Consider the following 24,172-nt stretch of genomic DNA (forward strand, 5'->3'; position numbering starts at 1 on the left):
GCGACGGCGGCGCGCGAGCTCGCCCGCGCCGACGCGCTCGCGCCGAACCCCGTGGCGCTCGCATCGGCGCTGCGGGCCGCGATCGAAGGCGACGACGCGGTGCTCGGAATGGAGCTCGCGGCGCGGGCGACGGCGCGGGGCGACGAGGCGGGCCTCGGCGAGCTCGCCCGCACGGCGCGCGCGCGCTTCGGGGCGCGCGTGGGCAAGCTCCGCGTGGTTTGCCCTGGGCCGTGTCGCGTCGCCGTCGACGGCGAGCCTTTCCAGGCGAACGAGGAGCGCTTCGTGCGCACGGGCCCGTACGTGGTGGTGATCGAACAAGGCGCCGCGCGCGAAGAAATCCGGACGGAGGTCTCCGTCGGCGCGTCCCTAACCGTCACGCCGAAAAACCCGGTCGATCCTTCGAAGACCACGGAGCGATCGCGTGGCGTGTCGCCCGTGTGGTTCTTCGTGGGCCTCGGCGCGACGGTGGTCTCCGGCGCGGTGCTCACGGCGTCGGGGCTGCAAACGAGGGGCCTGCACGACGATTTCGTCGCGCGTGGTTGTCCCGGCCCCGCGGCCCCGAACGATTGCCTCGGGAGGGCGAGCGACGGGCAAGGCGCAGAGGTCCGGACGAACGTGCTCGTCGGGCTGACGGCCGTCTTCGGCCTCGCGACGATCCCCCTCGGTCTCTTCGCGTTCGGCGGCCGTGACGAGCCCGCGGCGGCGCGGTTGTCCTTCGAAACCCAGCCCGGCGGCGGCGTCGCCAAGGTCTCCGTGTCCCTGCCGTGAGCGCCGCGCCGCCTCTCGCACCCGTCGGCTCGCCTCGGTACGAGCCCCTCGTGAAGATCGCCTCGGGCGGCATGGCGACGGTGTACGTCGGCGTGCTGCGTGGGCCGCTCGGTTTTCAGCAAATCGTGGCGCTCAAGCGGCCCCACGAGCACCTGCTCGAGGACCCCGGCTTCCGCGAGGCGCTCGTCCGCGAGGCGCAGATCGCCGCGCGGATCCACCACGCGAACGTGGTCGACGTGCGCGACGTCGAGCTCACGGGCGCGTCGATCCAGCTCGTGATGGACTACGTCGAGGGCGCGTCGCTCGGCCAGCTCATGGCGGCCGCGGGGCGCGCGGGCCGGAGGCTCTCGCCGGGCGTGGTCGTGCGCATCGGGATCGACGCGTGCGCGGGGCTCGCGGCGGCGCACGCGCTCGCCGACGACGAGGGCAGGACGCTCGGGCTCGTGCATCGCGACGTGTCGCCGCAAAACATCCTGGTGGGGCTCGACGGCGTCTCGAAGATCACGGATTTCGGCGTGGCGAAAGCGGAGGACGATTCTCGCGCGCCGACGACGGTGGGCACGCTCAAGGGAAAGGTCGGGTACATGGCGCCCGAGTACATCCGGGGCGAGCGTCCGGACGCGCGGGTGGATGTCTTCGCCATGGGCGTGGTGATCTGGGAGGCGCTCGTGGGCCGGCGCCTGTTCAAGGGGGCGAACGAGGGTCAGGCGCTCGATCGCGCGCTGCGGGAGGAGGCGCCGCGGCTCAGCGTGGAGGTGCCGGATCTCGGGGACGCGCTCGACGTGGTGGTGGGGCGGGCGCTCGAAAAGGATCCGGCGGCGCGATTTCAAAGCGCGGACGAGTTTGCCGCGGCGCTGGAAGAGGCGGCGCGGCGCGCGGGGTATTTCGCGAGCACGGCGGAGGTGTCGCGGGTCGTGCGGGAGGCGGTGGGCGACACGCTGGCCGCGCGGCGAAAGGAGGTCCGCGCGAGGCTCTCGGAGCTCGGTTTGCCTTCGACGCGCGCGCCGTCGGCGTCGATTCCGGAGCCTCTGGCCGCGCAGAACGAGGCAGCCGTCGCGAGCGCGGCGAGCCACGCGTTGCCGGTGTCGGCGATGGTCGCGGCGCCAGCCCAAAAGACGGGGCGCGGCGTGGGATTGGGGATCGCCGCGGCCGTGGTGGTGACGGTGGCCGTGGGTGCAGGGGTTTTCATGGTTGGCAGGGCGAACAGTGAAGGAACGGAGGCCGCCGGTGCGCCCGCTCCTGCATCCGCTCCCGCAACCGCTCCCGCAACCGCCTCCGCATCCGCTCCCGCTCCCGCTTCCGCCTCCGCATCCGCTCCCGCTTCCGCTTCCGCCTCCGCTCCCGCTTCCGCCCGCGTGACGAGCCCCGCGCGCCCCAAATCCACACCGACGGCGACGGCCACGACCAAAAACCGTCTCCCGCCGAACCCCTACGCCAAATGAGACACGCATGAGTGACTTCGACGATTTCGAGCAAGGCGCCACGACGCGTGTCCCGGCGCCGGCGACGGGGCTCAGGCTCCCGTCGGTCGACCTCGTCGTCGTCGAGGGCAAGGACCGGGGCAAGCGGGTCGCGGTGCGGGGCTCGCTCTCGCGCATCGGGACGGCCGCTCAGGGGGATCTCGTGCTCACCGATCCCACGGTCTCGCGCATGCATTGCGAGCTCCGCGTCCGCGCGGGGACGTTGACCGTGAAGGATCACGACAGCACGAATGGCACGTACGTCGGCGGGGCGCGGATCCGTGATGCCGACGTGCCCGCGGGCACGGTGCTACGCGTAGGGGCGACGTCGATCCGCGTGGACGTGGGGGACGCGCCTTCCTTCGTGGAAATCTCGCCGCGGACGTCGTTCGGCGAGCTCGTCGGCGCGAGCTTGCCCATGCGGCAACTTTATGCGGTGCTCGAGCGCGTCGCGCCGATGGATACGACGCTGCTCGTGACGGGCGAGACGGGCACGGGCAAGGACGTGGTCGCGCGCTCGGTGCACGCGATGTCGCGGCGCAATGCGGGGCCGTACGTGCCGATCGATTGCGGGGCCATTCCGGAAGCGCTCTTCGAAAGCGAGCTCTTCGGGCACATGCGCGGCGCATTCAGCGGAGCGACGTCGGATCGGCGCGGCGTGTTCGAGGAGGCCGACGGGGGCACGTTGTTCCTCGACGAGATCGGCGAGATGCCGCTCGCGCTGCAGGCGAAGCTGCTCCGGGCGATCGAGACGCGCACGGTCCGGCGCGTCGGGGGCAATACGCCGAAGCGCGTCGACGTGCGGATCGTGGCCGCGACGAACCGGGATCTCTCGCGGCGGGTGAACGAGGGGACGTTCCGCGAGGATCTTTATTATCGGCTGGCCGTCGTGGAGGTTTCCCTCCCGTCCTTGCGCGAGCGCCCCGAGGACGTGCCCATGCTGGCGCAGCATTTCTACGACAAACTCTCCCCGGGCGCGGGCCCCCTGCCCCAGGATTTCTTGCGCCTGCTCGCCTCGCGCAGCTTCCCCGGCAACGTGCGGGAGCTGCGGAACTTCATCGAACGGAGCGTCTCGCTCGGGTTCGTCTCGCCACACGCCCCTGCCTCGGCGCCTGTGCCTTCGGTGGAACGGCCGCACGCCGAGCTCGACGACCTCGTGCCGCTGCACCTGCCGCTGAAGGACGCGCGGCAAGCGTGGACCGAGCGGTTCGAGGAGGTTTATCTGCGAGCGATGCTGAAGAAGACGGGCGGAAACGTGACGCGGGCGGCGGAGCTCGCAGGGGTGAGCCGGAGGTTCTTGCAACGGCTCGCAGCGCGGCTCGGGATCCGGGCGAGCGACGAGGGCTGACGCGCCACGCCTCAGCCGCGCCGGAGCCAGACGAAGGCGGCGAGGGCCACGAGCGCGAGCGCGACCAGGAGGACCGCGGCGAAGATCTTTCGACGGCCGCGGCGTTCGAGCTCGTCCTCGTCCTGTCCGAAGATGCTCGGGCCGGTCGCATATCGTGAGCCCTTGGGGTTGCCCATGAGGACGGGCTGCCGATCGGCGAGCTCGGGCCCTGCCCGGTGCCCGCCGTCGTCGAATGCGTTGCCGGCGGGATCGAGGGGTTTCGACACGAGCAGCGGCGTCGCGTCCCCGCGCGTCTGGGGCTCCTCGGGGGGATCGGCGAGCGACCAGGTCTTCTTGTCGGTCATGGGGCCATGTGGACGTTATCACGCTTGGGACACGGCTGGGCTCGTCGCAGGACCGTTCGCTGGGTGGGGTGAGACCGTCTCCGGGAGGGGTGAGACCGTCTCCCGAGACAGAGGAGAGGGTCCTGCGGGAGGGTAAGACCCTCCTGGAAGAGGGTTGGGAGCGTCCTCGAGGGGGAGGAGACCCCCCTCCGGAAGGGGTGCGAGGGTCTCGGGGAGGGATGACAGTCCCTCCGAGGAAGGACGAGACCGTCCTGCAAGAGGGTCGAGCGTGTGCTCGCGGTGAAGGAGAAGCCTGTCCCGGAGAGGACGAGGGGTCGAGAGCGACGGTCGGGAGGGTGTCGGAGAGGATCGATGGCATTCCAGCGGAGGGACGAGAGCGTCCTCCGAGAGGGGCGAGAGCCTCTTGAAGAGGGATGGCGCTGTTCTCGAAAAGGGACGAATGCGTTTTTCAGGGGGATGGGACTGTCGTCGGGGAGGGTCGAACGTGTCCTTCAAGAGGGTCGAGCATGAATGCGGCGGACCGGTTCTTTCAGCAGGAGAGCCATTCTTGGTAGGGTCCTGCCCATGAACCCGCCCAGGCTCCGGCGCTCGCGAAGCGCATCCTCCGCATACCTCCGCGCCCTCGTCCCCCTGCTCGGCCTGCTCACGGCTTGTGGCTCCTCCGAGAACTCCGCCGCGCCCTCGGCGGGGCGTCTCTCCGACGACGTCCTCGACGCGCCGCGTGTACCGCGCGTACCCACCCCTGCGCAGAATTTCGTTCTCCTCCCCGAGGTCCCGCTCGACACGACCCCCGTCCTCACGCCCGCGCCGGGCTCGAGAGCGCAGGCCGCGTTCGGCGGTGGGCAATGGCTGCTCGCGTGGTCGGACCTGCGCACCTCACGCCCGATCCTCTATGGCACGCGCGTCGCGCAGGACGGCACGGTGCTCGATCCGTATGGCATTCGGCTGCTCGACGACTGGTACGTCGATCCCTACAGCGGCTGGCCGTATTCCCCGGCGGTCGCCTTCGACGGGACCAATTACCTGGTGGTCACCGTGCAGAACAAGAAGGTACGCGGCGTGCGGGTCAGCCAGGCCGGGGACGTGCTCGACCCTGGCGGGTTCGATATCGGAGGCATGCCGCTCGAGGTCTTGGGCCCTCCGTCCGTCGATTTCGACGGGACCCATTACTTCGTCGCCTGGAGCCGCATGGCGACCCAGAGCGATCCCATGGGCGGCCTTTATCATGCGCGCGTCGCGCCCGACGCGACGGTCCTCGATCCGGGCGGGATCTACGTGCCCGCCGACGTCTGCAGCCCGGTCGACGTCTCCTTCGACGGGACGAACCATTTCGTCGTCTGGGCCGCCTCCTCGGGGGACGCCACGGTGCGCGGCGCGCGCATCACGCCCCAGGGCACCGTGCTCGATCCGGGGGGCATCGCGGTGAGCTCCCTCCCGGCAGCCATCGATTGCCGCTCCCCCCACCTGGCCACGAGCTTCGACGGCCAGAACCACGTCGTCGCCTGGTACAACCTCGACTGGGACGTGGGCCAGGAGCAGATCTTCGCCACGCGCGTCTCGCCGCAGGGCACCGTCGTCGATCCCAGCGGAATCATGGTCGCGGCGGAGTTCGTCGAATTCGAAGAAATGAACCGGCTCGACGTGGCCTCCGACGGCGCGGGCACGCGGATCGCGTGGAGCCGCGACGGCTCGGATGATGGCGGAGACTTCTGGACGCGCGTCGAGCATGCACGCCTCGCGCAGGACGGCACGCTCACGGTGCCTGCGCAGCTCCTGCCCGACAGCGGCGTGGACGTGGCCCTCGCCTCGGACGGCGCGGGTGTGCTGGCCACGTGGACGTCGGACACCAGCAGCACGCCGGTCGTGGGCAGGCGTTTCGGCTCGGGCATGGCCCCGCCGATCGACACGCAGTCCCGGACCTTCTCGACGCACGGCAACGCGCAGGAGGTGCTCGGCGCGGCCTCGGACGGGCAGACCTCCTTCGTCATCTGGAGCGATTCGCGCCTGCCGAACATCGAGGGCCAAGGCCTCTTCGGGGCGCGCCTGGGGCCTTCGGGGCAGGTCCTCGACGCCACGCCGATCGCAATCACGGGCCTGCCCTTCGACGAGGCCACCGTGGTCTTCGACGGCGCGAACTTCGTGGTGATTTTCGTGCGCAAGTACATCGACAACAATAACCCCTACCAGGCCGTGCGCGTGAACCCCCAGGGCGCCCTGCTCGACGCGACCCCGGTGCAGATCCCGCTCTGCGGCCAGGGTTTCACCCGGCTGAGGGCGACGGCCGCGAGCGACGGCGTTCGCACGCTGGTCTTCGGCAACGGCTGCGAGCTCGAAAATATCAACCTCTCCGGCGTGTTGCTCGACCACGACCTGCTCCCGGTCGCGCCGGTGCTGGGGCTGGCCGATCAGGATCACTATCCCCTGCAGCAGCAGGTCGCCTACAACGGGACGAACTACCTCGTCGTCTGGTACCAGTACAACGGCGTGTGGGGGCGCCGTGTCGACACCCTGGGCACGCTGCTCGACAGCGTGGATCTGCCCATCGTCTCGGGGGGCGACTTCGTTCATTCCGCGCTTGTCAGCGGCGGGGGCGCTGGAAACCACCTCGTCGTCTGGCACCAGGGCAACGAGGTGCGGGCCGGGCGCGTCGACCCCGCGGGGCAGCTCCTCGATCCGCAGGGCTTCCTCGTCGCCGGCACGGGCTTCGACAGCTCGGCGGTGGCGTTCGACGGAACGGATTACGTCCTCGCCTGGCACGCACGGACGAACGCGGCCGATCCCGGGTCGCTCGATCTGTACGCCGCGAAGATCGATCCCCAGGGCAACGTGGGATCGAGCTTCCCGCTGTCGATGGCGCCGGAGCATGAGGGCTCCGTGGCCCTCGCGCCGGGCGGGGGCAGGATGCTGGTGGCGTACACGCGCTACGTATCCCCGGCGCCGTACAGCGCGCGCCGTGCCTATGCGAGGCTATGGGATCCGCTCGACGGCAACGGCGGCGCGGGTGGGGCCGGCGGAAGCGGAAGTGGCGGCAATGGCGGTAGCGGCGACGCAGGCGGCAGCGGCGGCAATGGCGGAAGCGGCGGCAATGGCGGCAGCGGCGGCGCAGGAGGCAGCGGCGGCGCAGGCGGTAGCGGCGGCAATGGCGGCGCAGGCGGCAATGGCGGCGCAGGCGGCAATGGCGGCAATGGCGGCGCAGGCGGCGCAGGCGGCAGCGGCGGCGGAAGCGGAAGCGGAAGCGGAAGCGGAAGCGGAAGCGGAAGCGGTAGCGGTAGCGGAAGCGGAAGCGGAAGCGGTAGCGGTAGCGGAAGCGGTAGCGGAAGCGGCGGCGGCAATGGCGGCACAGGTGGTCAGGGCGGAAGCGGCGGCGAACCGACCGACACGCATATCGATCGCGGCTGCGGTTGCCGCGCGTCCGGGCCTTCCCCCGGGCCGCAACCCCTGCTGCTCCTCGCCGCGCTCGGCCTCCTCGTCCGGCGCAAGCGGCGCTGACCTCAGTCGCGCCGCTCCGCCACCGCCACGAACGAGACCGGCACGAATCGCTCGCCGTCCCATTTCATGAAGCGATACCGCGGCGAGCTCAGCGGCTCCGGGAAGGTGAAGCGGACCTTCAAGACCTCCCCCTCCGGCGAGACCTCCTCGATCGTCGCGCGATGCGTGCCCGGCTCGAAGACCTGCCCCGCCTTCCACGGCTTGCCCGTCGTGTAGAGCTGCTCGAAGAGCGTCGGGAAGAAGTGGCCCTTCTTCGGGCGGACGGCGATCTCGTACTCGGACAGGACCTCCACGTCGACGTCGCCCACCACGTAAGACAGCGAGTAGTAATGGATCCGCTCGCCGCCGAGGCCCTGGTAGAGTTTGTCGACGTAGGAGATGTTCGGGTTGTGCGTGATCGGCTTGTAATCGGTCACGCCCGTCGGGAGCACGCGACGGAGGTAGAGGCCGTAGAGCGCGGTCATCTCGCGCTGGTGCCAGTTCAGGAAGTAAACCTCGAGCTTGTCCTCGGGCAGACGCTCGTAATCGATCGCCTTCGCCATCGAGTCCGAAATCACGCGGTAGCGGCCCTCGAACGTCGCGACGATGTAAATGCACGCCTGACAGAGCACCGGCGCGAGGACGAGGTGCAAGAAGACGAGCGTGCCAGCGACGGCGCGATAACGACGGCCCTTCGGGAACCGCAGGGCGGCCTCCTCGAGGACCCGCGCGACCATGTAGGCGAAGCCGATCGAGGGCAAGAAGAGGTTGCGCGGGTCGGGGAAGCTCGTCGTCACGATGACCTGCCCCGCCACCATCGTGAGCACGAAGAAGCGGAGCGGCCGGTCCTCGCGCAGCCAGCGCCACGCGAGCGTCCAGAAGCCGACCGTGACCACGCCGAGCGCGAGCGCCGCGAGCGGATAGTCGCGCACGGGCGTGCTGGAGAGGACATGCAGGGGCACGCCCGTCGCGAGGATCACGGCGTGGTAAAACCCGGACCGGAAGAAATGCTCGGCCCAGAGGCCGGGGTTCTTCAGCGGGTTGATGTAATAGACCGAGTTCGCGCCGTGCCCGAGCACCACGAAGTACAGGCCGAGGAACGCCACGCTGACCAGGAAAAATCCGGCCAGCATGCCGAGGTGCGGGCGGATCCGCGCGAAAAAGGTTTGGCCCGGCCGCTCGGGGAAGACGACGACGTGCGCGAGCACGAAGAGCGGGAGCACGAGGCCCGACTCCTTGGAGAGCAGGGCGCACGCATACGAGAGGAGCGACAACCCCGCGAAGGCGCGGCCCGATCCCTCGCGGTAGCGGATGAACGAGAGGAGCGAGGCGAGGACGAAGATCGCGCCCACGGTCTCGTTGCGGTTCGCGCTCCACACGATGTTCAGCGCGTGCGCGTCGTCGAGCGCGAAGACCGCGACCGCGAAGACGAGCGGCCAGCGGGACGGCGAGAGGAAGCGCGAGAGGAGGCGGTGGACGAGGAAAACGGTCGCCGTGTAAAACCCGATGTTGATGAGGTGCGCGGCGATCGCGCTGTGGCCGAAGAGCTGGTACTCGAGCCAGTGCGTGATCGAAGGGATCGGGCGCCAGAAGTTGATCCGCATGTCCGGATCGGTCCACCAGGGCGCCAGGCCGAATTTCTTGAAGGCGACGACCTCCTCGGTCGAACGGATCAGGCCGAAGAGGTTCAGGTGCTCGCGGAAGATGTCCGGGAACTGATCGAGCGCGAGCCGGTGCAGCCAGTCGTCCGCGAAGAAACCGCACCGGAGCGAGGGGATGTAGAAGATCGCCGTGAAGAGCGCGACGAACGCGACGGCGCGGCGCACCTTCGCCCGCGCGAGCGACGCCTCCGAGGGCGCCGATTTCTCTTCCTGGGCCGTGAGCGCCGTCGTCACGAAAGGACCTCGCCGAGGCTCGCGTGTCCCGAGAGGACGCGGCGCTCCCACACGATCGCGGCGAGCGCGATCAGCGTGAAGAGCACGATACGAAGCACGAAATAAACCTCGAAACGATCGAGCGCGATGGCGAGGACCATCAGATCCATGTGCGGGGCGTTGCCGCAGATCGCCCATAACCGCATGGGCGCGCGGTGCGCCGCGACGTACGTCTTGCCGAACGCGTCGTCCGCCGGCCGCTCCGAGAGGCGTACGCCGAGTGGGCTCACCTTGGCGAGCAGGGATTGCCGGTTGCCGAGCTGCCAGACGAAGACCGTCATGAGCACGCGCTGGAAGAGCGAGCCCCCCTGCCGCACCTTGTCCAGCGTCTTCTGCGCCCGCTCACGATCGCCTCCCTGGTGCTTGCCGCCCGAGTAGAAGCGCAGATAGAGGGCGCAGTGGAAATCGTAGAGCATGAGGTGGTGCGCCCACGCGATGTGCGCGCCGAGGCCGAGCGCGGCCGCGAGGAGCGGCCTCCCCGAGGTCTGCCCGAGGTGGTAGACGGCCGCGAGCGTCGTGGCGACGTTGACCGCGTAGTCGGAGGCGCCGTCGATCGCATGGCCCGTCTCGGACGAGGTCTTCTTCAGCCGCGCGATCATGCCGTCGACGCCGTCGAGGATGGCCGACGCGAAGAGGAGGAGCGCGCCCGCGAGCCGCACGTAGAGGCTTCCCTCGACGATGCAAGCCGCGGCGCCGAGGCCCGCGCAGAGGGACAGGAACGTGATCTGGTTCGGCGTGATGGACGTCTTCACGAGCGGCCGCGCGAGCAGGAGCTGGAGCGGCCGGTGGACGTGGAGGTTCACGGGGTCCTCCACGTCGGGAGATTTGATCACGTCGCTGAGGCGGATGGTCATCGCTTGGGAAGGAAAAAAGGTGAGGAGGTCGGGCCCGCCGGGGAGGCGCGAGCGAGGCCCCATTTGGCATGAAGGACGAGAGAAAGAAACCTTCGCCGCACGGCTTCGCGGTGTGAACGTGGTTCACGCCCCGCGCGAGGGTGCGTAGGCAAGGTAGCGCCGAGCACGTTCTCTCCCGGGGCTTTCCGGCGCGCGGGCTTGCAGGGCCTCTTGGGCGTGCACTATCCTGCCACACCCGGCGGCCGTGGATCCTGCGCCGGGACGCGCTTTTCCAATGCACGCACGTACCTCCCCCCGGCCTCTCCGCGTCCTGGGTCGATTCCAGGCGCGTCGGCCTTTTCTGGTCCTTCTCCTTGCCCTGCTTTCGCTCGTGCCCGCGGGCTTCTTCGCGACGAAGATCGGGTTTCGGCCCGATTTTTCGGAGTTATTGCCCGACAACAAGGACAGCGTGATCGAGATGCGCCGGGTGTCGGCGCGGCTCTCGGGCATCACGACGCTGACGGTCACGGCCGAGATCGCGGACGGGAAAAACGAGGCGGCGCTCCGGGCATTCGTGGACGCGCTCGCGCCGAAGCTCCAGGCGCTCGGGTCGCCGTGGGTCGAGCAGGTCGACTGGAGCTCGCGGGAGACGAAGAAGTTCTTCGACGAGAACAAGCTGCTCTTCGCGGAGCTTTCGGACCTGCAGAAGGCGCGTGACGAGGTCGTCGGGCGGTACGAGTACGAGGTCCAGAAGGAGACGGGCACGCTCCTCGACGACTCGGATCCGCCGCCGCCGATCACCGCGGCGTCGCTCAAGGAGCGGCTGACGGGGAAGAAGGCGGGCGAAGCGCCGGCCAAACCGAAGAGCCAGGCGGAGATCGATCGGGGCCCGCACCCGAACGGATATTACATGAGCGCGGACGGCAAATTCGCCGCCGTCATCGCGCGGACGAGCCTGTCGAAGAAGGCAGATCGCGAGGAGCTCCGGCGCAAGATCGAGCACATCGTCGCGGAGATCAATCCGAAGAAACTCGATTCCACGATGGAGGTCGGTTACACGGGCGATCTCGTCATCAGCGGCGAGGAGTACGACGCGATCGTGCGGGACCTCGGGGAGGTCGGCATCGGCGGCGTGCTCGGCGTGCTCGTGCCGGTGCTCCTGTTCTTCCTGCGGGTGCGCACGGTGCTCGTGATGGCGGGCAGCCTGCTCGTGGGGCTCGTGTGGACGTTCGGCCTGACGTATTTCACGATCGGATACCTGAACAGCTCGACGGGCTTTCTGATCTCGATCATCGCCGGCAATGGCATCAACTACGGCATCATGTACATGGCGCGATACCTGGAAGCGCGCCGTGACGACGACGCCGACGTCGAGGGGGCGATCGAGGCAGCGCACAAGGACACGTGGCTGCCGACGCTGTCCGGTTCGGCGACGACGATGCTGGCGTACGGCTCGCTCATGCTGACGGATTTCCGGGGCTTCAAGCACTTCGGGGTCATCGGCGCCTACGGGATGCTGCTTTGCTGGCTCGCGACGTACCTCTTCACGCCGGCGCTGCTCGCGGCGACGGAGCGGATCCGCCCGGTGTATTTCCCCGGGAAGGAGAAGACGAAGGCGCGCGGCTATTACGGCGTGCTCTTCGCGAAGCTCGCGCAGGCCGCGCCGCGCACGCTCGGGGCGATCGGCGTCGTGGTCGGGCTGCTCTCGGTGGGGCTCACGGTTCGATATTTGACGCACGATCCGATCGAGTACGACATGCGCAACATCCGCAGCGAGCGGCGCGACAAGAGCGCGGCGCTCGGGCTGTCGGTGCGCGTGGGGTACATCGTCGGCCGGATGTCGCAGGACGGAATGGCCGTCATGACGGACCGGCTGGATCAGGTCCCGCTGCTCGAAACGGAGCTGCAAAAGCGGCTGGACGCGGCGCCCGAAGGCGGAAAACCGTTCGAGAAGGTGGTGACGATCAATTCGCTGATCCCGAAGGAGCAGGCGGAGAAGCTGCCGCTCATCGAGGACATCCGGCGTGTCGTGCAAAAGGCGCGGAAGCGGAACCTCATCTCGGACGCGGACTGGGCCGAGATCGCGCCGTACATGCCGGCCGAGGCATTGAAGCCGATCGCGATCCCCGACCTGCCGGAGGCCGTGGCGCGGCCGTTCACGGAGAAGGACGGGACGCGCGGGCGGATCGTGTACATCGTGCCGAAGCAGGGTCAGAGCGTGTGGGACGCGCATTACCTCATCCGCTGGGCCGATAGCTTCCGGTCGACGAAGCTGCCGAATGGCGACGTGATCAAGGGGTCGGGCCGCGCGGTGATTTACGCGGACATGATCCAGGCCGTGGTGGAGGACGCGCCGAAGGCGGTGGGGCTCGCGGCGATCGGGGTCGTGGTGATCATCCTGATCGCGTTCCGCGGCAGCGCGCGGTCGCTCGGGGTGTTCGTGCCGTGGCTCTTCGGCGTGTCGATGCTGATCGGGTTTTTGTACCTGCGGGGCATCAAGCTCAATTTCTTGAACTTCATCGTCCTGCCGATCACGTTCGGAATCGGCGCCGAGTATTCGCACAACCTGATGCAGCGATATCTCTCGGAGGGCGGTGAGCGGCTCGAGCGGGTCTTCACGGAGACGGGCGGCGCGCTCGTGCTCTGCTCGATGACCACGTGCATCGGGTATTTCGCGCTCATGTTCTCGATCAACAAGGGGATCGCGAGCTTCGGGCTGGCGGCGGCGGTCGGGGAGATCGCCTGTCTGCTCTCGGCGGTGCTGATCCTGCCTGCATTCCTCGTGTGGCTCGAGCGCCGTCGCAAGGCGGCGCAGGCCGCGGCGCCCTCGGACGAGGGCAGCGGCGGCCAGGCGGCCTGAGACCTCGTCCTTTCCCTTCGATTCTCGCCCGATGCGTATCGTTTATCTTGCTCCGAACATCCCGGTCCCGGGCACGCATGGCGGCTCGACGCACGTGTCGAACGTGTATCGCGCGCTCTCGAAGCGTCACGACGTGCTGCTCTATTGCCGCGCGGGCTCGACCCAGGAGGGCGCGCTCGCGCGCGGCTTCAACCTGCACCCGGTGCTGCAAAAAGGCTTCTTGCCCGTGGCGTTCGCGCGGGTCGTCGGGGCGGTGCGGCGCTTCCGGCCCGACGTGATCTACGAGCGGTACTCGGCGTTCGGGCTCGGGCCCTTGCTCGCGCGGGCGACGGGCGCGCCGTGCGTGCTGATGACGCTCGACCGGGACGCGAGCGCGCTCTCGTTCCGGTATTCGGATCGAATCGTGGCGACGAGCGCGGAGTTCATCCCGGAGGAATACCGCGACAAACTGCGGATCGTGCACTGGGGCGTCGACGTGGACGGGCTCGTCGGCAAGAGCGGCGAGGCCGTGCGGGCGCGGTACGCGAAGCACGGGGAGCGGATCGTGCTCTACACGGGCAGCTTCCCGGACTGGCACGGCGTCGAGGTGCTCGTCGAGGTCGCGCGGTCGTGGGCAGGGCCGGACGTGGTGTTTTTGCTCGTCGGGGATGGACAGGACAAACGGCGCGTGGAGCGGCTGGCCGAGGCGCGCGGCGTGTCGGGGCGGGTCGTCTTCGCAGGAAGGGTGCCGCACGGGGAGATCGGGGCGTACATCGACGCGGCGGACGTCTGCGTCGCGCCGTATGCGCCGTCGAAGCACCCGATTTTCCGCGTGTATGGCATGAACCGGGACCCCATCAAGGTGCTCGAGTACATGGCGCTCGGGAAGGTGGCGGTGACGATCGACACGCCGCGCATGCGGGAGCTGTTCCAGGCGGACGAGGAGGTGCTCCTCTACCGGGCCGAGGATCCGGACGCCTTGCGGCAGACGCTCGAGAAGGTGCTGACAGACACGGAGCTGCGCGCGCGTGTCGGCTCGGCGGGCGCCTCGCTCGTTCGGTCGCGGTACACGTGGAGCCACCACGCGGAGGAGCTCGAAGCCGTGTTCGGCGAGGTCGTTCGGCGCTGAGCGTTCCGCACGGAAGGCGGCGCTTGCGGGGGGGGGTGGCCCGGCGGAGGTGGCGGCGCCGGGCCGATGACAAGCGACGCCGTCGGCATGGCGGCCGCCGCGCGGTCCGCGTGTGGGTTGTGGGGAGCCGACGCCCCGCCCTGCGGCTCACCCGATGGAGAGGTTCTTGTCGTCCGTGTACACGATCACGAAGGGCGTGTCCGTCGCTGCGCCGGCGGCGTCAAAACAGGCGACGTCGGCTTGCGCGTTTGCCTCGTCACCGCTCCAGAACGCGATCTTGCAGTACTCCGATCCGGTGCCGTAGGACGTCACCTGGACGTTCGAGCCCGTCGACGACATCCCCGGCAAGTTCACGAGATAGCGGCCCGTGGACGTACGCCCGGCGGTGATGTCGGTCGCAACATCGCCCCAGCCAAGGATGAAGCCTTTCTGATAGGAAAGGGAGGGCGTGTACGCCGCCGATGTCGCGTCATTTGCCCAGGCGTAGCTATAGGAAGGTGCGCCATTGACGTGCGTCGCGTTCGCGAAATTGAGGTCGAACATGCTATCCGACAGGGCGCCTGCGCTGTCGAAGCATCGCACGCTGACCACCGTGTCGTCTCCGGCCTGCACCCACGAGGCCACCTTGCAATGCTCGCTGCCCCCGCCGTAGGCCGTGACCTCCACGGTCCCGCCTGCCGCCGTCTGCCCCGGCAGGGTGACCGCGTAGCGGCCCGCGCCCAGGCGCGCGACCGTGTTGTTCGCGCCGGTCGAGTTGAACTGGAACCTCAGGTCCGGCGTGTACGCGGGATTCTGCGACTCGTCGGCCCGAACGTAGGCTTCGGACGTGAATCCGGTGCCCGATTTGCGGACGTACGCGACGCTGAAGCGCGTGTCGACCGGTTCGCCGCCGGCGGTGAAGCAGTTGACATTGACATTGACGTTGCCGCCGATGTGGGCCCAGAAGCTGACCTTGCAGCGCTCGGAGCCGCTCCCGTAGGCCGTGACCTGGACATTGCCGCCGGCGAAGATCTCTTGGCCAGGTACCCCGACGCCCTGAAGCTGCACGAGATAACTGCCAGTACCCTGGTGCGTGATGGTATTGCTCGCTCCGGAGCTGTTCCGCGAGAAGTTCGGGCTCGCGGTGTACGAGCCCGTCGCCTGTTGCGCCCAGGCATACGCCCACGTGTGGGAGACGAACTCCTGCTGGGCGGAGCCGATCTCACCCTCTTCGGTCGCGTCATACGAATCGACGCAGCCCGCACTCATGAGGCAGACGGCAATCGATCCCAGCAGCACAGACTTGCGCTTCATGGCTCTTTTCCTTCGGCAATCGAGATGTTGATAAGAGTCGTCGCCGTCGAGGCGCGACGGCGGAGGGCGACTGCAACACGCGTGCCGTCATCGCGAGGCTCCGGGAATATCGCGAGGTGGACCAGCTGAACGCATTGCTGTCACGTTTCCGAGACGCCGTCGCTGTCACGTCTTCATGACACTGTTACATCCGCGTATCAGCCCCCCGCCTCTGCCGGATCACCGCGCAGCGGGCTCGACGTGGGGGGGCGGGTGTGTCGCGACCGACCCCGGCGAGCAGGGCGCCGATCGATTGTCATGAGCGAACCGCGCCCGGCGCGGCGCTCGGACCGGGCGCCTCGAGCGGCTTGCCCGCTGCGGCGCGCTCGAGCCCTCGAGGTGGCCACACAGGGTTCGCCGGCGGCGAAATGCTGTCGGTTACAGCGCGGAGGTCACGCGGCAATAAATAACGACGGTCTCGGCGCCATCCTTGTTCTGGAACGCATACGCAAGCCCGTCGCCGATCACGGCCGTGATCGTGACCGGGGTGAAGCGGCCGCTGCCGTCGTCTGGCACCGCGAGCACCTTGTCGCCGACCTTGTACGTGCGCCCGACGTCGATCGCTTTCACGTCGGAGGCCGCGACGCGCTTCGCCCTTTGAAGCCACGCATGTTGCTCGTCGATGCGCACGAGCACGCCGGGCGCGTAGAGCTTCTCGTCCGGGGTCCATTTGAAAGCGACGGGTGCGCCGAAATCGAGCTTGCCGTCGAGCGGCAAAACCTGGTCGGGGTCGAACCTGTATTCTTCGGGTTCGTTATGGAGGCCGAGGATCGCGACCTTGACCACGTCCGGCGATGTCGACGTGACGCGGCCGCATTGCGTGGCGCTCTCGTCGGGTACGAGCACGGGCGCGCCTTTCGCGAGGGATCGGGCGGGCAACGCCGGACGGGTGAACGCGCCGGGGATCGAAAAATCGGGCTCGTCAGCCGAGCCTTTGAGCACGTTCTTCGAGCCCTCGCTGCGCACGAACGAGTAAATGCCGATCGTCCACGACTCCCCGGGGCCGAGCGACCAGGCGTAGCGGGTCGGGATCGCCATCACGATCCCCGGATCGAAGACGCGCACCTGGCCGAAGCTCTCGTCCTTGCCGGCGATGGGGCTCTTGGCTGCGACCCGCGCGCCGTCGCCGGCCTTTGCCGTGTCCGTCGGCGCGCCGCCTTCGGGCGATTTCACGGGGCCGGCCGGGGCCGTGGTGCACGCGACGGCGAAAGGCAGGGCGCACGAGAAGAGCGCCTTGGCGAGAGAATGCCGCATGAGGCGGCATGATACGCAGAACCGCGTTTCCGGGAGCAGAATTCGTCCACGTCAGGATGGGCACGCCGCGCCGTCGCGGCATCGGCCTGAAGCTGAGCGAGACGCGCACTCCTTGGAGGTCGGCGTCGGCGAGGCGTGCTCCGACGCGCTCGGCAACATCATCGCTGACTGTCCGGAGAATTTCGGCTGCTTGGCGCCGATGACGATCCAATTTGCAACTCCAGCACGACTGGCCGAACATGTGAGGTGCCATGTCGTTCACGATCCATCTCCTCACCCGCCAGCCGTTCCCGCCCGGCCTTCGGCTCCGCGCGACATGGAATGATCCCGAGGACCCGAGCGTGCGCGGGGGCTACGGTGTTCTCGTCGGGCTGTCGGACGAGCCCGTGCGCGAGTTGTCCACAGCGAGGCTACGCGATGCGCTGCGGCAAGGGAGCGAGAGGAATGGAGGCAACGAGACGCCTCCGATGTCTCGCGGAGGCGCGGCGAAGTCGACCGCCAGCGATCGGTGGGTTCCGCTGTCGCGCGTGTTCGTGCACAAGGGCTCCGATACCGCGTTTGCCGTGGGAAAGGCACTCGTCGACGCGCTCGGCGGCGTCATGGTGCTCGAGGGATTCGTCGACGACTACGAATCCTCTAGCAGCATCTTCTACCTGAGCGAGAACCTCCCGCAGGCGGCGCCGTCGAAGGATGAGCTTCGCGCCATCTTCAAACGGGCGGTCGTGGACGCCAAGAACGCCGCCAAGAAGCTTGTCGAAGAAAGGCGAAAAAGACAGCGGGAGGACGAGCGTCGGAAGCACCAGAGCATCGCCGCAGCGCTGACGGCAAACCTAGTGAAAGCAGCTGCGGGACACGCGGACGCGCCCCCCGCGATGGTCATCGCCAACGACAACGATCGCGCGCTCCAGGAGGCGGTGCGCGGATGTTTGAAAAGGGGAGAGCTCCCTGTCCTCTTGGGGCTCACGAGCAAGATCGAGTATGGGGTGCAATACGGATTTGCCGCCTGTCTCACTCCCGCGAGGTTTTTCGTGGTTCCGGTCGACGTCGAGCTGTCGCCAGGCCACCGCTTCGCCTACCCGATCAAGGTGAAGGCAAAGCCCGGCGCGAAGCCCGTCTACGATGTGAATCGCGCAGAGCTCCGCGCGATCCGACTCAACGCCGAGTTTTCGGACCTCGTGCACCTGACACCCTACTTCGAGCTTCACATGATGGACACGAGCCCGCGTTCGCTCGTGTCCGACCAGACCGAACCCCTCTCGAACCAGAGAGCCTTTCGAGCGTACCTGCCCGTGGAGCTCGTGCGCGGCGGCGCAAAGTGGGCCGTCGAAGCCCCACGATAGCGCCGTCTTCAGAAGGTCTTGATCGAACCCCGGCGGTGCCGTGCTCGACGTCGAAGATGGCCTTGGAGTCGGCCGGCGGCGATTCGACGCGGGCCGGAGGCTCGGGGCAGCGGGAGGCGCAGCCCGTGAGGGAAAAACAAAGGCCCAATGTCGCGGCGAAACGCCTGCGTCGATCTACTTCCTCGGTAGGGCGAACCTCAACGTGAAGGTGTAATTGACCCGCACGGGACGCCCGTTGAACTCGACGGGGGTGTATTTGCTGGCTTCGAGCCCCCGGAGGACCGCCTGGTCCAAATGAGGCAGGCCCTTGATGACGTGACACCCCTCGACGGTTCCCGCCTCGGTGATCACACAACGCACGATCATCATGCCCTCGACCCCTTCGGCGAGCGCCTCGGGCGTATGACGTATCGGGGGTCCCGAGACCTGCTGGGGCCTCGTCATCCCCTTGCCGAAGGGTGTCGTGCCCGCCGGAGAAACCGGCGGCGGAGGCGGCGAAAAGGGGCGCTGCGCGAGGTCCCGCTCCTCGCGCAGCGCCCAGCCGAATTCATACTCGACGGCCACCGGCAACCCGTTCTTCTCGGCCGGCTTGAAGGTCTGTTTGGTGAGCGCCGCCAGCGCAGCCTCGCTCTGGCTCCCGGATGTCGAACGGAAGAGACAAGCCGTGACCTTGCCCTCCGCCGTGAGGATGCATTGCGCGCGAAATCCTCGCGTGGTCTTCGCGAGGGCCTCCGGCGAAAGCGGGACGAGGTCCGGCATGTCCTCGAGCGGCGGCGCGATGGCCGGCTCCGGGCGCTTCATGCCCGCCTCGAAAGGCACGACCCCCGGCGGGAGGAAACCCCCGGCGGGAGGGTCGGCCGGCGCCGTCCCCTCCTTCGGCGCGCACGCCGCGACGCTCGCCACGAAAAACGCCGCCAAGGCCCTTCGATTCATGATTGCACGCCCTCCCCGCCGTCTCGATGTCCCGAAAAACCGTTCTACAGGAGCCACCGGCGGAGCACAATCACGTCCCCCTTCCCCGCGCCGCGCATCCACGCCGCACACGCCGTCGACCATGAGGCCCCAAGAGCCGCTCTCGCTCGACGCCCTCACCGCCATCGACGGCCTCCTCACCGACGAGGAGCGCATGATCCGCGACACCGTCCGCAGGTTCGTACGCGAGCGGTATCTGCCGCGCGCCGCCGAGCTCTTCGCCAAGGCGCAGTTCGCGACCGACCTCATCCCCGAGCTCGCCCAGATGGGCCTGCCGCCCCCTCGACCGCGCTCGACCGCGTAAATGCGCCGGCCTTGCACGGGGGGGGCGGGTGCGTCGCGAACACCAAGGCGCGAGCGGCGTGCCGCGTCAGTTCGTGAGCCGCGCGATGGGTAGATTCGTCCGACTCCACTGCGCGAGGCCGCCCATGAGCGACAGGTCGAACGTGGCGCCGTCAAGGCTCCCATTGATGCTCTTGATCTGCATCGTGCCAACGTTGGAGTAGGCATACGAGGACGGGCCCGGACAGCCCGGACAGAGATTCGTCCCGAGCGTCTGTATGAGATTGATGGCGAACGTCGTGCCATTCCACGAGCCCTGGTTGTACGTCACCCAGGTCGGTTGCCCGTTTGCGTCGTAGATGGCGACCGCGGACCCCGGGGTGTCGCCTTGCACGTCGAGGAGGACCCTCAGGCCGGTCTGAATTGGAGCATGCCAGGCGCCCGTGAGGTTTGGGGCAGATCCCGTGGTGTCGAACGAGAAATACTGAACGGGCTCCGAGCCCGCGACGCCGTCGAGCACCCACGAGAGGGAGCCGGTCGTCGCGGAGGTTGTCGTCAGCGTCAATTCGCCATGGTTTGACAGTACCTCCTGGTTGTTCACCCACTGGGCCGTGTAGAGCGGTCCCTGGAACTTCCCGCCGACGTCCTGGGTCTCGGCGATGTACCAGATGGGAGCGCCGTTCGGCCGATACGTCGTCCAGGTCATCGCCACGTTGCCATTTCCGCCGCGCGAGACATGCAGGCCCCACCCCGATCGCGCCGGATTATACCACGAGCCTGACTTCGGCACGATGGCCGGGGGGAGAACCTGGATCTGGACGAGCTGCGAAGGCTCGCCGAACCATGCGACGCCTTCCCTCAGCATGCGCCACTGGAAAGGATAGGTTCCGGGGATCGAAGGCGCCAGGGCGTTAAAGCTGAACGTCTTCTCCGAGCCTACGTCGACGAACTCGTCCGGTGCGAGCGATTGTCGGCTCGATCCCCACGTCGTGTTGTCCTGCGGGCTTTCGGAGCCGAGGCGGAAGTTATCGAGGGCCGTCCATGCCTCCATGCCGCCAGTGTTCTTGAAGGTCAAGCTCACGGGGAACGGCTTGCCCGCGAGCACCTGGACGGGGACGGTCTGCGTGATGAACCTGGCGTCACGGGGCGGTGCCGTGATCCGAATTTCCACGCGATACGTCAGGCTTAGTCCGTAGTCGTCCTCGCATGTCGTCGTGTACCGGTGATAGCCTACCGCCGTGTTGATCGGGACATCCGCCGACAGGCCATGATTGGCCTCGAAATGGACCTGCTCGTAGGTGTATTCCGTATCCGGTTTGAAGTCGCGCGACAACGAGCACTTCGTGGCATGCTCGCTGGTATGACGGAGCTTTGCGCTGTTCGTCGCAGGGAGCGTTACCGTTTGTCCAGTGCGATCCACTTCGTCCAGATACCAGCGGCTGATAGGGACGGTTCGATACGTTACGGTGAGGCTCGCGCTGGGGCACGCCACCGAGCCTATGCGCCACGAACCGATGTCCCATTTCATCCAGGGCCAAGTGACGCGAGCGTTCTCCACCGTGGGCTCGTAGGGGATGGGCTCGGCTGAGCCGATCGGCGTTCCCTGCGCATCGATGGGAACACGAAACACGTCGCACCCCGAAGGTCCCGCGCCGACTGATTCGAGGCTCAACTTAAAATCCTGGTCCATGTGATTGGTGTACCTGAGGACGTCCCTGTTGACTGCATCGAGGCTGTGTGGATATGCCATGCACGACTCCTGTAGAGCAGAGGGCAGCACTCCTTTCTCAATAAACCACGTCGCGAACTCCGCGTACGGTGAGGTCGCGATCTTGCCGTCCGCAATCGGGAGACTTGGGAAATACAAGGGCACACTTGGCTGACTAGGATGCTTTGTATCGAGCTCGCGCATCGCTTTTCGGACGCTGTTCTCGATCTCCCCGGGGGTCATGGTCCCATCCGTTTCGGCCAGAACCGCGGCGAGCCCGGTGATGTGCGGCGCTGCCATCGACGTGCCGGAGACGCTTCGGTATGTATTGTCCGGGCTCGTCGCCGACTGGGGGTAATTTGCCCACGTCGAGCGGATTGATTTGCCCGGTGCCCAGGCTTCAACGCATGGCCCGTAATTCGAACCGGGCTCGTTCCGGACGCCCGGGCAATTCCGGAGGCTGTACAGATCGTTGAGGGGCACGACAGGCTGTCCGTGATCATCGATCGCGCCGACGACCATGACGCCGTCGGTCTTCGGCGAGGCCCCCTCCTCCTTGACTGCGCCGTCATAGGCGTACGTGCAGGCGTCCGCGTAATTGTTTCCCGCGGATTGGACGATGAACGCCCCCGGGTAGTTCTCGGCATCATTCGGCTTCGCAGCCTTCGCCATTGCTTTGCCGATGAGCCCATTCGAACTGAATGAAGAGGGGAAGTTCACCGAGATGTTGATGATGCCGGCGCGGGCGGTGCCCTGCAAAGCATCTGGATCCGTTCCCATGATCCAGTTCAGGCCATGAATGATGCCCGTGTCCGTCGCGCCCGCTCCCGTGAGGCAATCCGTGTCGTTGTCAGTCATCGGTATTGCCGCAATGGATACGATGCGTGCTCCTGGGTTGATCCCCTGCACGCCTTTGCCGTCAGCCTTCGCGCCGATGATGCCGGCGACATGGGTGCCGTGTGCATAACAGCCTACGAGGTGGGCGTCCGTCTCATCGTTCGGAGCCAGTGCGTGGACCCTCCTCACGACATTGAGATCCGGATGGTAACCGACGCCCGCATCGATCACGTACACGGTCACGGCCTCGCTGCTCGTCGCGCTGGACGGGTTGACCGCCTGCTTCCCCCACGACTGCGTCTCTTCTGCCGAGACAGGCACATCTGCCCAGAGAGGGCCTGGCGTTCCGCTGAACGAGAGCCAGTGGTCGAGCGCGATCAGCTTCACGCTCGGGTCTTTCGCGACCTCCTGGGCTTGGGCGGGCGTCAGAAAGGCCGCGAGCGTGATGCCCACCCAGCTCGTCATCGCGGTGGACATGAATCCGTACCTTGATTCGATGTCGTGGACGAAGTTCCGGACGTGCGCCTTCTCGTACACAGAGAACCGATCGTCGCTCGGCGCCTCCGTGGGGTACGCGTTCGCAGCGTCGTCGTGAAACACCACGATGTAGTGGAGGTTGCCCGCAGTGTCTTGCACCACCGCCTCTCCCTCACCTGGGACAGGCACCTCCACGGGCGTGGATGTCCCCGGTCGCGTCGGCTCCATGGGCGCACACGCCACCGCCAGGCAGAGCGCGGGCAGCACGAGCGCGCTCTGCATCATGGTCACGACGGGATGCCAATTGTCATGTTTTCTCATGTCGATCCCCAATTGTTCGATACGGTCTACGTCGATATGTCCACCAGCGAATGCGGGGGAGGCTGAATGTTGCCATATCGAAGCGCGCGGGCATACCCTGCTCGTGCTGCTCGCCGCGCTGTTAAATCTTCGCGGGGATTTTGGGACCTTGACCGCGCTCGACGTCGAATCTTGGCCGCAGCCGCATGCGGGGGGAGTCGAGCGGCCATCATTCGGCCAGAAAGCTTGTCGTGACACACGCACGCACGCGCGCTCTTGCACGTGTGCGCCGACCGTGGGCGGTGCGTCGGGACGTACCCCCGAGTACGCCGGCCCAGCTCGCCGGCCTCGGGCATCGAGGCGGCGCGGCGAGCGGCGAAATCTCCCCCGAGGTCTCGCCGCCGTGACCGCGCTCGACGTCGGGGGTAACTTCGCGGAATCCTTCGTGTCCGATTTCTGGGGCAGAGGAAGGCCCGCCAAGCGGGCCGACCGGAGCCCTCCCACCGCGACTGACGCGGCGCGTATCCCAGGGAAGGAAAAAGTCAAGGCGCGCTAAAAGAAACTTGCACGTGTGTCACCGTCCTGTAACAATCAGTCCTTCGACTTGACATGGAGGCGGCCATGATGCGCGAGCGCGTTCACCAAGTTCTGAAGTTTGTGGGACTGGCCCTTGCCGTCGTCTTCCTCGGCCCTGGCGTGGAGATCACGTCCCAGAACGGTCAAGGCTGAGCGAGAGCGGGGGGCGGGCCCTGGAGAGCCGGGGCCTTTTGTGACCGGGACGTGCGGGCAGGTCCCGCACGCGACGGTCGCCATGCTTCGTTCCAGACGAGCTTGACCCTCGGCGGGGGTCGGCCTACGAGCGCGGGGAGAGTCGACGGGGCGGCTGCGATGAGTCTCCAGGCGCCGGAGAGCGGGGACCGCGAGACCTTGACGGTCGGGACGCATCGGCTCGCCCTCGAACCCCCCGACACCGGGCTCGTGCGATTCCGTGGAGACGTGAGCGACGCGGACGTCGCGCGCATCCTGGATGCATTCGAGGCGTTCGCGACGGCGACGGGGCGCGCGTACCTGCTCCTCGACGTGGCGGACGTGGGGCACGTGACCCCCGAGGCGAGGCGCGTCGCGGCGAGGCGGCAATTGCCACCCGCGTATGCAGGGCTCGTGGTGTTCGGGGGGACGTTCCAGCAGCAGCTCGTGGCGAAGCTCGTGACGACGGCGGGCTGGTTCCTGCGAGGGCGCGCGCTCGGAAAGCCGATGCCCGTGTGCGTGAAAGACGAACGCGCGGCGCGGGCGTGGCTCGTGGCGCAACGCGGCTCGTGAGCGAGCCGTCGGCCTACGCCGGTGTGGATTTCGAAGGCGGCCCAGGTGACGATGCCGGGCCATGAAGACCCGGTGGACGAGCTTGATCGTGGCCATGGCCCTGCTCGGCGTGGCATGCGGCGACGGTGAGGGCGGCGCGGGCGGCAGCGGCGGCGCGGGCGGCAGCGGTGGCAGCGGTGGCAGCGGCGGCAGTGGCGGCGGGCCCGGCGGCGCGGGCGGCAGCGGCG

Annotated in this window: 17 protein-coding genes; 9 read left to right on the forward strand and 8 right to left on the reverse strand. The window is 67.7% G+C overall.

The annotated features are described in order from the left end of the window. From QHF85_RS46665 to QHF85_RS46675, 3 genes are all read left to right on the forward strand, one after another. On the forward strand, positions 1-768 hold a 768-nt coding region (locus QHF85_RS46665; RefSeq protein ID WP_281334003.1), incomplete at its 5' end, for a hypothetical protein. A gap of 50 nt (positions 769-818) precedes the next feature. Next, positions 819-2,210 carry a serine/threonine-protein kinase gene (locus tag QHF85_RS46670; protein WP_281334004.1) on the forward strand — a complete coding sequence of 464 codons (1,392 nt, stop codon included), beginning with the start codon at positions 819-821 and terminating at the stop codon, positions 2,208-2,210. 7 nt (positions 2,211-2,217) lie between these two features. Continuing rightward, positions 2,218-3,576: a sigma 54-interacting transcriptional regulator gene (locus QHF85_RS46675; protein WP_281334005.1), complete on the forward strand. Its 1,359-nt coding sequence runs from the start codon at positions 2,218-2,220 to the stop codon at positions 3,574-3,576. An 11-nt stretch (positions 3,577-3,587) separates the two neighbouring features. Here QHF85_RS46675 and QHF85_RS46680 read toward each other — a convergent pair whose 3' ends face one another. Further along, positions 3,588-3,920, reverse strand: a complete 333-nt coding sequence (locus QHF85_RS46680) for a hypothetical protein (RefSeq protein ID WP_281334006.1) — start codon at positions 3,918-3,920, stop codon at positions 3,588-3,590. Positions 3,921-4,484: 564 nt separating this feature from the next. On the opposite strand from QHF85_RS46680, the gene QHF85_RS46685 reads away from it, so the two are divergent. Then, the gene (locus QHF85_RS46685; RefSeq protein ID WP_281334007.1) at positions 4,485-7,409 is read left to right on the forward strand and encodes a hypothetical protein; all 2,925 of its coding nucleotides are present in this window, start codon (positions 4,485-4,487) and stop codon (positions 7,407-7,409) included. A 2-nt stretch (positions 7,410-7,411) separates the two neighbouring features. Here QHF85_RS46685 and QHF85_RS46690 read toward each other — a convergent pair whose 3' ends face one another. Both QHF85_RS46690 and QHF85_RS46695 read right to left on the reverse strand, forming a co-directional pair. Continuing rightward, positions 7,412-9,283 (reverse strand): glycosyltransferase family 39 protein, encoded by a 1,872-nt coding sequence (locus tag QHF85_RS46690; RefSeq protein ID WP_281334008.1) that lies wholly within the window; start codon positions 9,281-9,283, stop codon positions 7,412-7,414. Further along, positions 9,280-10,176: a CDP-alcohol phosphatidyltransferase family protein gene (locus QHF85_RS46695; protein WP_281334009.1), complete on the reverse strand. Its 897-nt coding sequence runs from the start codon at positions 10,174-10,176 to the stop codon at positions 9,280-9,282. The genes QHF85_RS46690 and QHF85_RS46695 overlap by 4 nt, the downstream gene beginning before the upstream one ends. A 274-nt stretch (positions 10,177-10,450) precedes the next feature. Between QHF85_RS46695 and QHF85_RS46700 the strand changes: the two genes are divergently transcribed. Then, positions 10,451-13,015, forward strand: a complete 2,565-nt coding sequence (locus QHF85_RS46700; protein WP_281334010.1) for an MMPL family transporter — start codon at positions 10,451-10,453, stop codon at positions 13,013-13,015. Between the two features lie 31 nt (positions 13,016-13,046). After that, a complete protein-coding gene (locus tag QHF85_RS46705; protein WP_281334011.1) occupies positions 13,047-14,123 on the forward strand; it encodes a glycosyltransferase family 4 protein in 1,077 nt (358 codons plus the stop codon). A gap of 147 nt (positions 14,124-14,270) precedes the next feature. Here the strand turns inward: QHF85_RS46705 and QHF85_RS46710 are convergent, their stop codons facing one another. Further along, positions 14,271-15,416 (reverse strand): hypothetical protein, encoded by a 1,146-nt coding sequence (locus QHF85_RS46710; protein WP_281334012.1) that lies wholly within the window; start codon positions 15,414-15,416, stop codon positions 14,271-14,273. 417 nt (positions 15,417-15,833) lie between these two features. Beyond that, a complete protein-coding gene (locus QHF85_RS46715) occupies positions 15,834-16,709 on the reverse strand; it encodes a hypothetical protein (protein WP_281334013.1) in 876 nt (291 codons plus the stop codon). Positions 16,710-16,960: 251 nt separating this feature from the next. Between QHF85_RS46715 and QHF85_RS46720 the strand changes: the two genes are divergently transcribed. After that, positions 16,961-18,049 carry a hypothetical protein gene (locus QHF85_RS46720; RefSeq protein ID WP_281334014.1) on the forward strand — a complete coding sequence of 363 codons (1,089 nt, stop codon included), beginning with the start codon at positions 16,961-16,963 and terminating at the stop codon, positions 18,047-18,049. Between the two features lie 174 nt (positions 18,050-18,223). Here QHF85_RS46720 and QHF85_RS46725 read toward each other — a convergent pair whose 3' ends face one another. Beyond that, positions 18,224-18,982 (reverse strand): energy transducer TonB, encoded by a 759-nt coding sequence (locus QHF85_RS46725; protein ID WP_281334015.1) that lies wholly within the window; start codon positions 18,980-18,982, stop codon positions 18,224-18,226. A gap of 121 nt (positions 18,983-19,103) precedes the next feature. Between QHF85_RS46725 and QHF85_RS46730 the strand changes: the two genes are divergently transcribed. After that, complete coding sequence (locus QHF85_RS46730) at positions 19,104-19,325, forward strand: acyl-CoA dehydrogenase family protein (protein ID WP_281334016.1); 222 nt, start codon at positions 19,104-19,106, stop codon at positions 19,323-19,325. Between the two features lie 66 nt (positions 19,326-19,391). Here the strand turns inward: QHF85_RS46730 and QHF85_RS46735 are convergent, their stop codons facing one another. Then, positions 19,392-22,646 carry a S8 family serine peptidase gene (locus QHF85_RS46735; protein ID WP_281334017.1) on the reverse strand — a complete coding sequence of 1,085 codons (3,255 nt, stop codon included), beginning with the start codon at positions 22,644-22,646 and terminating at the stop codon, positions 19,392-19,394. A gap of 570 nt (positions 22,647-23,216) precedes the next feature. After that, a complete protein-coding gene (locus QHF85_RS46740) occupies positions 23,217-23,348 on the reverse strand; it encodes a hypothetical protein (protein WP_281334018.1) in 132 nt (43 codons plus the stop codon). A gap of 165 nt (positions 23,349-23,513) precedes the next feature. On the opposite strand from QHF85_RS46740, the gene QHF85_RS46745 reads away from it, so the two are divergent. Beyond that, the gene (locus QHF85_RS46745; RefSeq protein WP_281334019.1) at positions 23,514-23,945 is read left to right on the forward strand and encodes an STAS/SEC14 domain-containing protein; all 432 of its coding nucleotides are present in this window, start codon (positions 23,514-23,516) and stop codon (positions 23,943-23,945) included. The last annotated feature ends 227 nt before the right edge of the window (positions 23,946-24,172 follow it).

Source organism: Polyangium sp. 6x1 (assembly GCF_029946515.1).
Taxonomy (GTDB): domain Bacteria; phylum Myxococcota_A; class Polyangia; order Polyangiales; family Polyangiaceae; genus Polyangium.

What these genes read in the sequence shown, in the direction of transcription:
- QHF85_RS46685 (WP_281334007.1), top strand. Translation starts at nt 4,485, where the DNA reads ATGAACCCGCCCAGGCTCCGGCGCTCGCGAAGCGCATCCTCCGCATAC.
- QHF85_RS46720 (WP_281334014.1), top strand. Translation starts at nt 16,961, where the DNA reads ATGTCGTTCACGATCCATCTCCTCACCCGCCAGCCGTTCCCGCCCGGC.
- QHF85_RS46725 (WP_281334015.1), bottom strand. Translation starts at nt 18,982, where the DNA reads ATGAATCGAAGGGCCTTGGCGGCGTTTTTCGTGGCGAGCGTCGCGGCG.
- QHF85_RS46675 (WP_281334005.1), top strand. Translation starts at nt 2,218, where the DNA reads ATGAGTGACTTCGACGATTTCGAGCAAGGCGCCACGACGCGTGTCCCG.
- QHF85_RS46705 (WP_281334011.1), top strand. Translation starts at nt 13,047, where the DNA reads ATGCGTATCGTTTATCTTGCTCCGAACATCCCGGTCCCGGGCACGCAT.
- QHF85_RS46680 (WP_281334006.1), bottom strand. Translation starts at nt 3,920, where the DNA reads ATGACCGACAAGAAGACCTGGTCGCTCGCCGATCCCCCCGAGGAGCCC.
- QHF85_RS46710 (WP_281334012.1), bottom strand. Translation starts at nt 15,416, where the DNA reads ATGAAGCGCAAGTCTGTGCTGCTGGGATCGATTGCCGTCTGCCTCATG.
- QHF85_RS46745 (WP_281334019.1), top strand. Translation starts at nt 23,514, where the DNA reads ATGAGTCTCCAGGCGCCGGAGAGCGGGGACCGCGAGACCTTGACGGTC.
- QHF85_RS46695 (WP_281334009.1), bottom strand. Translation starts at nt 10,176, where the DNA reads ATGACCATCCGCCTCAGCGACGTGATCAAATCTCCCGACGTGGAGGAC.
- QHF85_RS46700 (WP_281334010.1), top strand. Translation starts at nt 10,451, where the DNA reads ATGCACGCACGTACCTCCCCCCGGCCTCTCCGCGTCCTGGGTCGATTC.
- QHF85_RS46735 (WP_281334017.1), bottom strand. Translation starts at nt 22,646, where the DNA reads ATGAGAAAACATGACAATTGGCATCCCGTCGTGACCATGATGCAGAGC.
- QHF85_RS46730 (WP_281334016.1), top strand. Translation starts at nt 19,104, where the DNA reads ATGAGGCCCCAAGAGCCGCTCTCGCTCGACGCCCTCACCGCCATCGAC.
- QHF85_RS46715 (WP_281334013.1), bottom strand. Translation starts at nt 16,709, where the DNA reads ATGCGGCATTCTCTCGCCAAGGCGCTCTTCTCGTGCGCCCTGCCTTTC.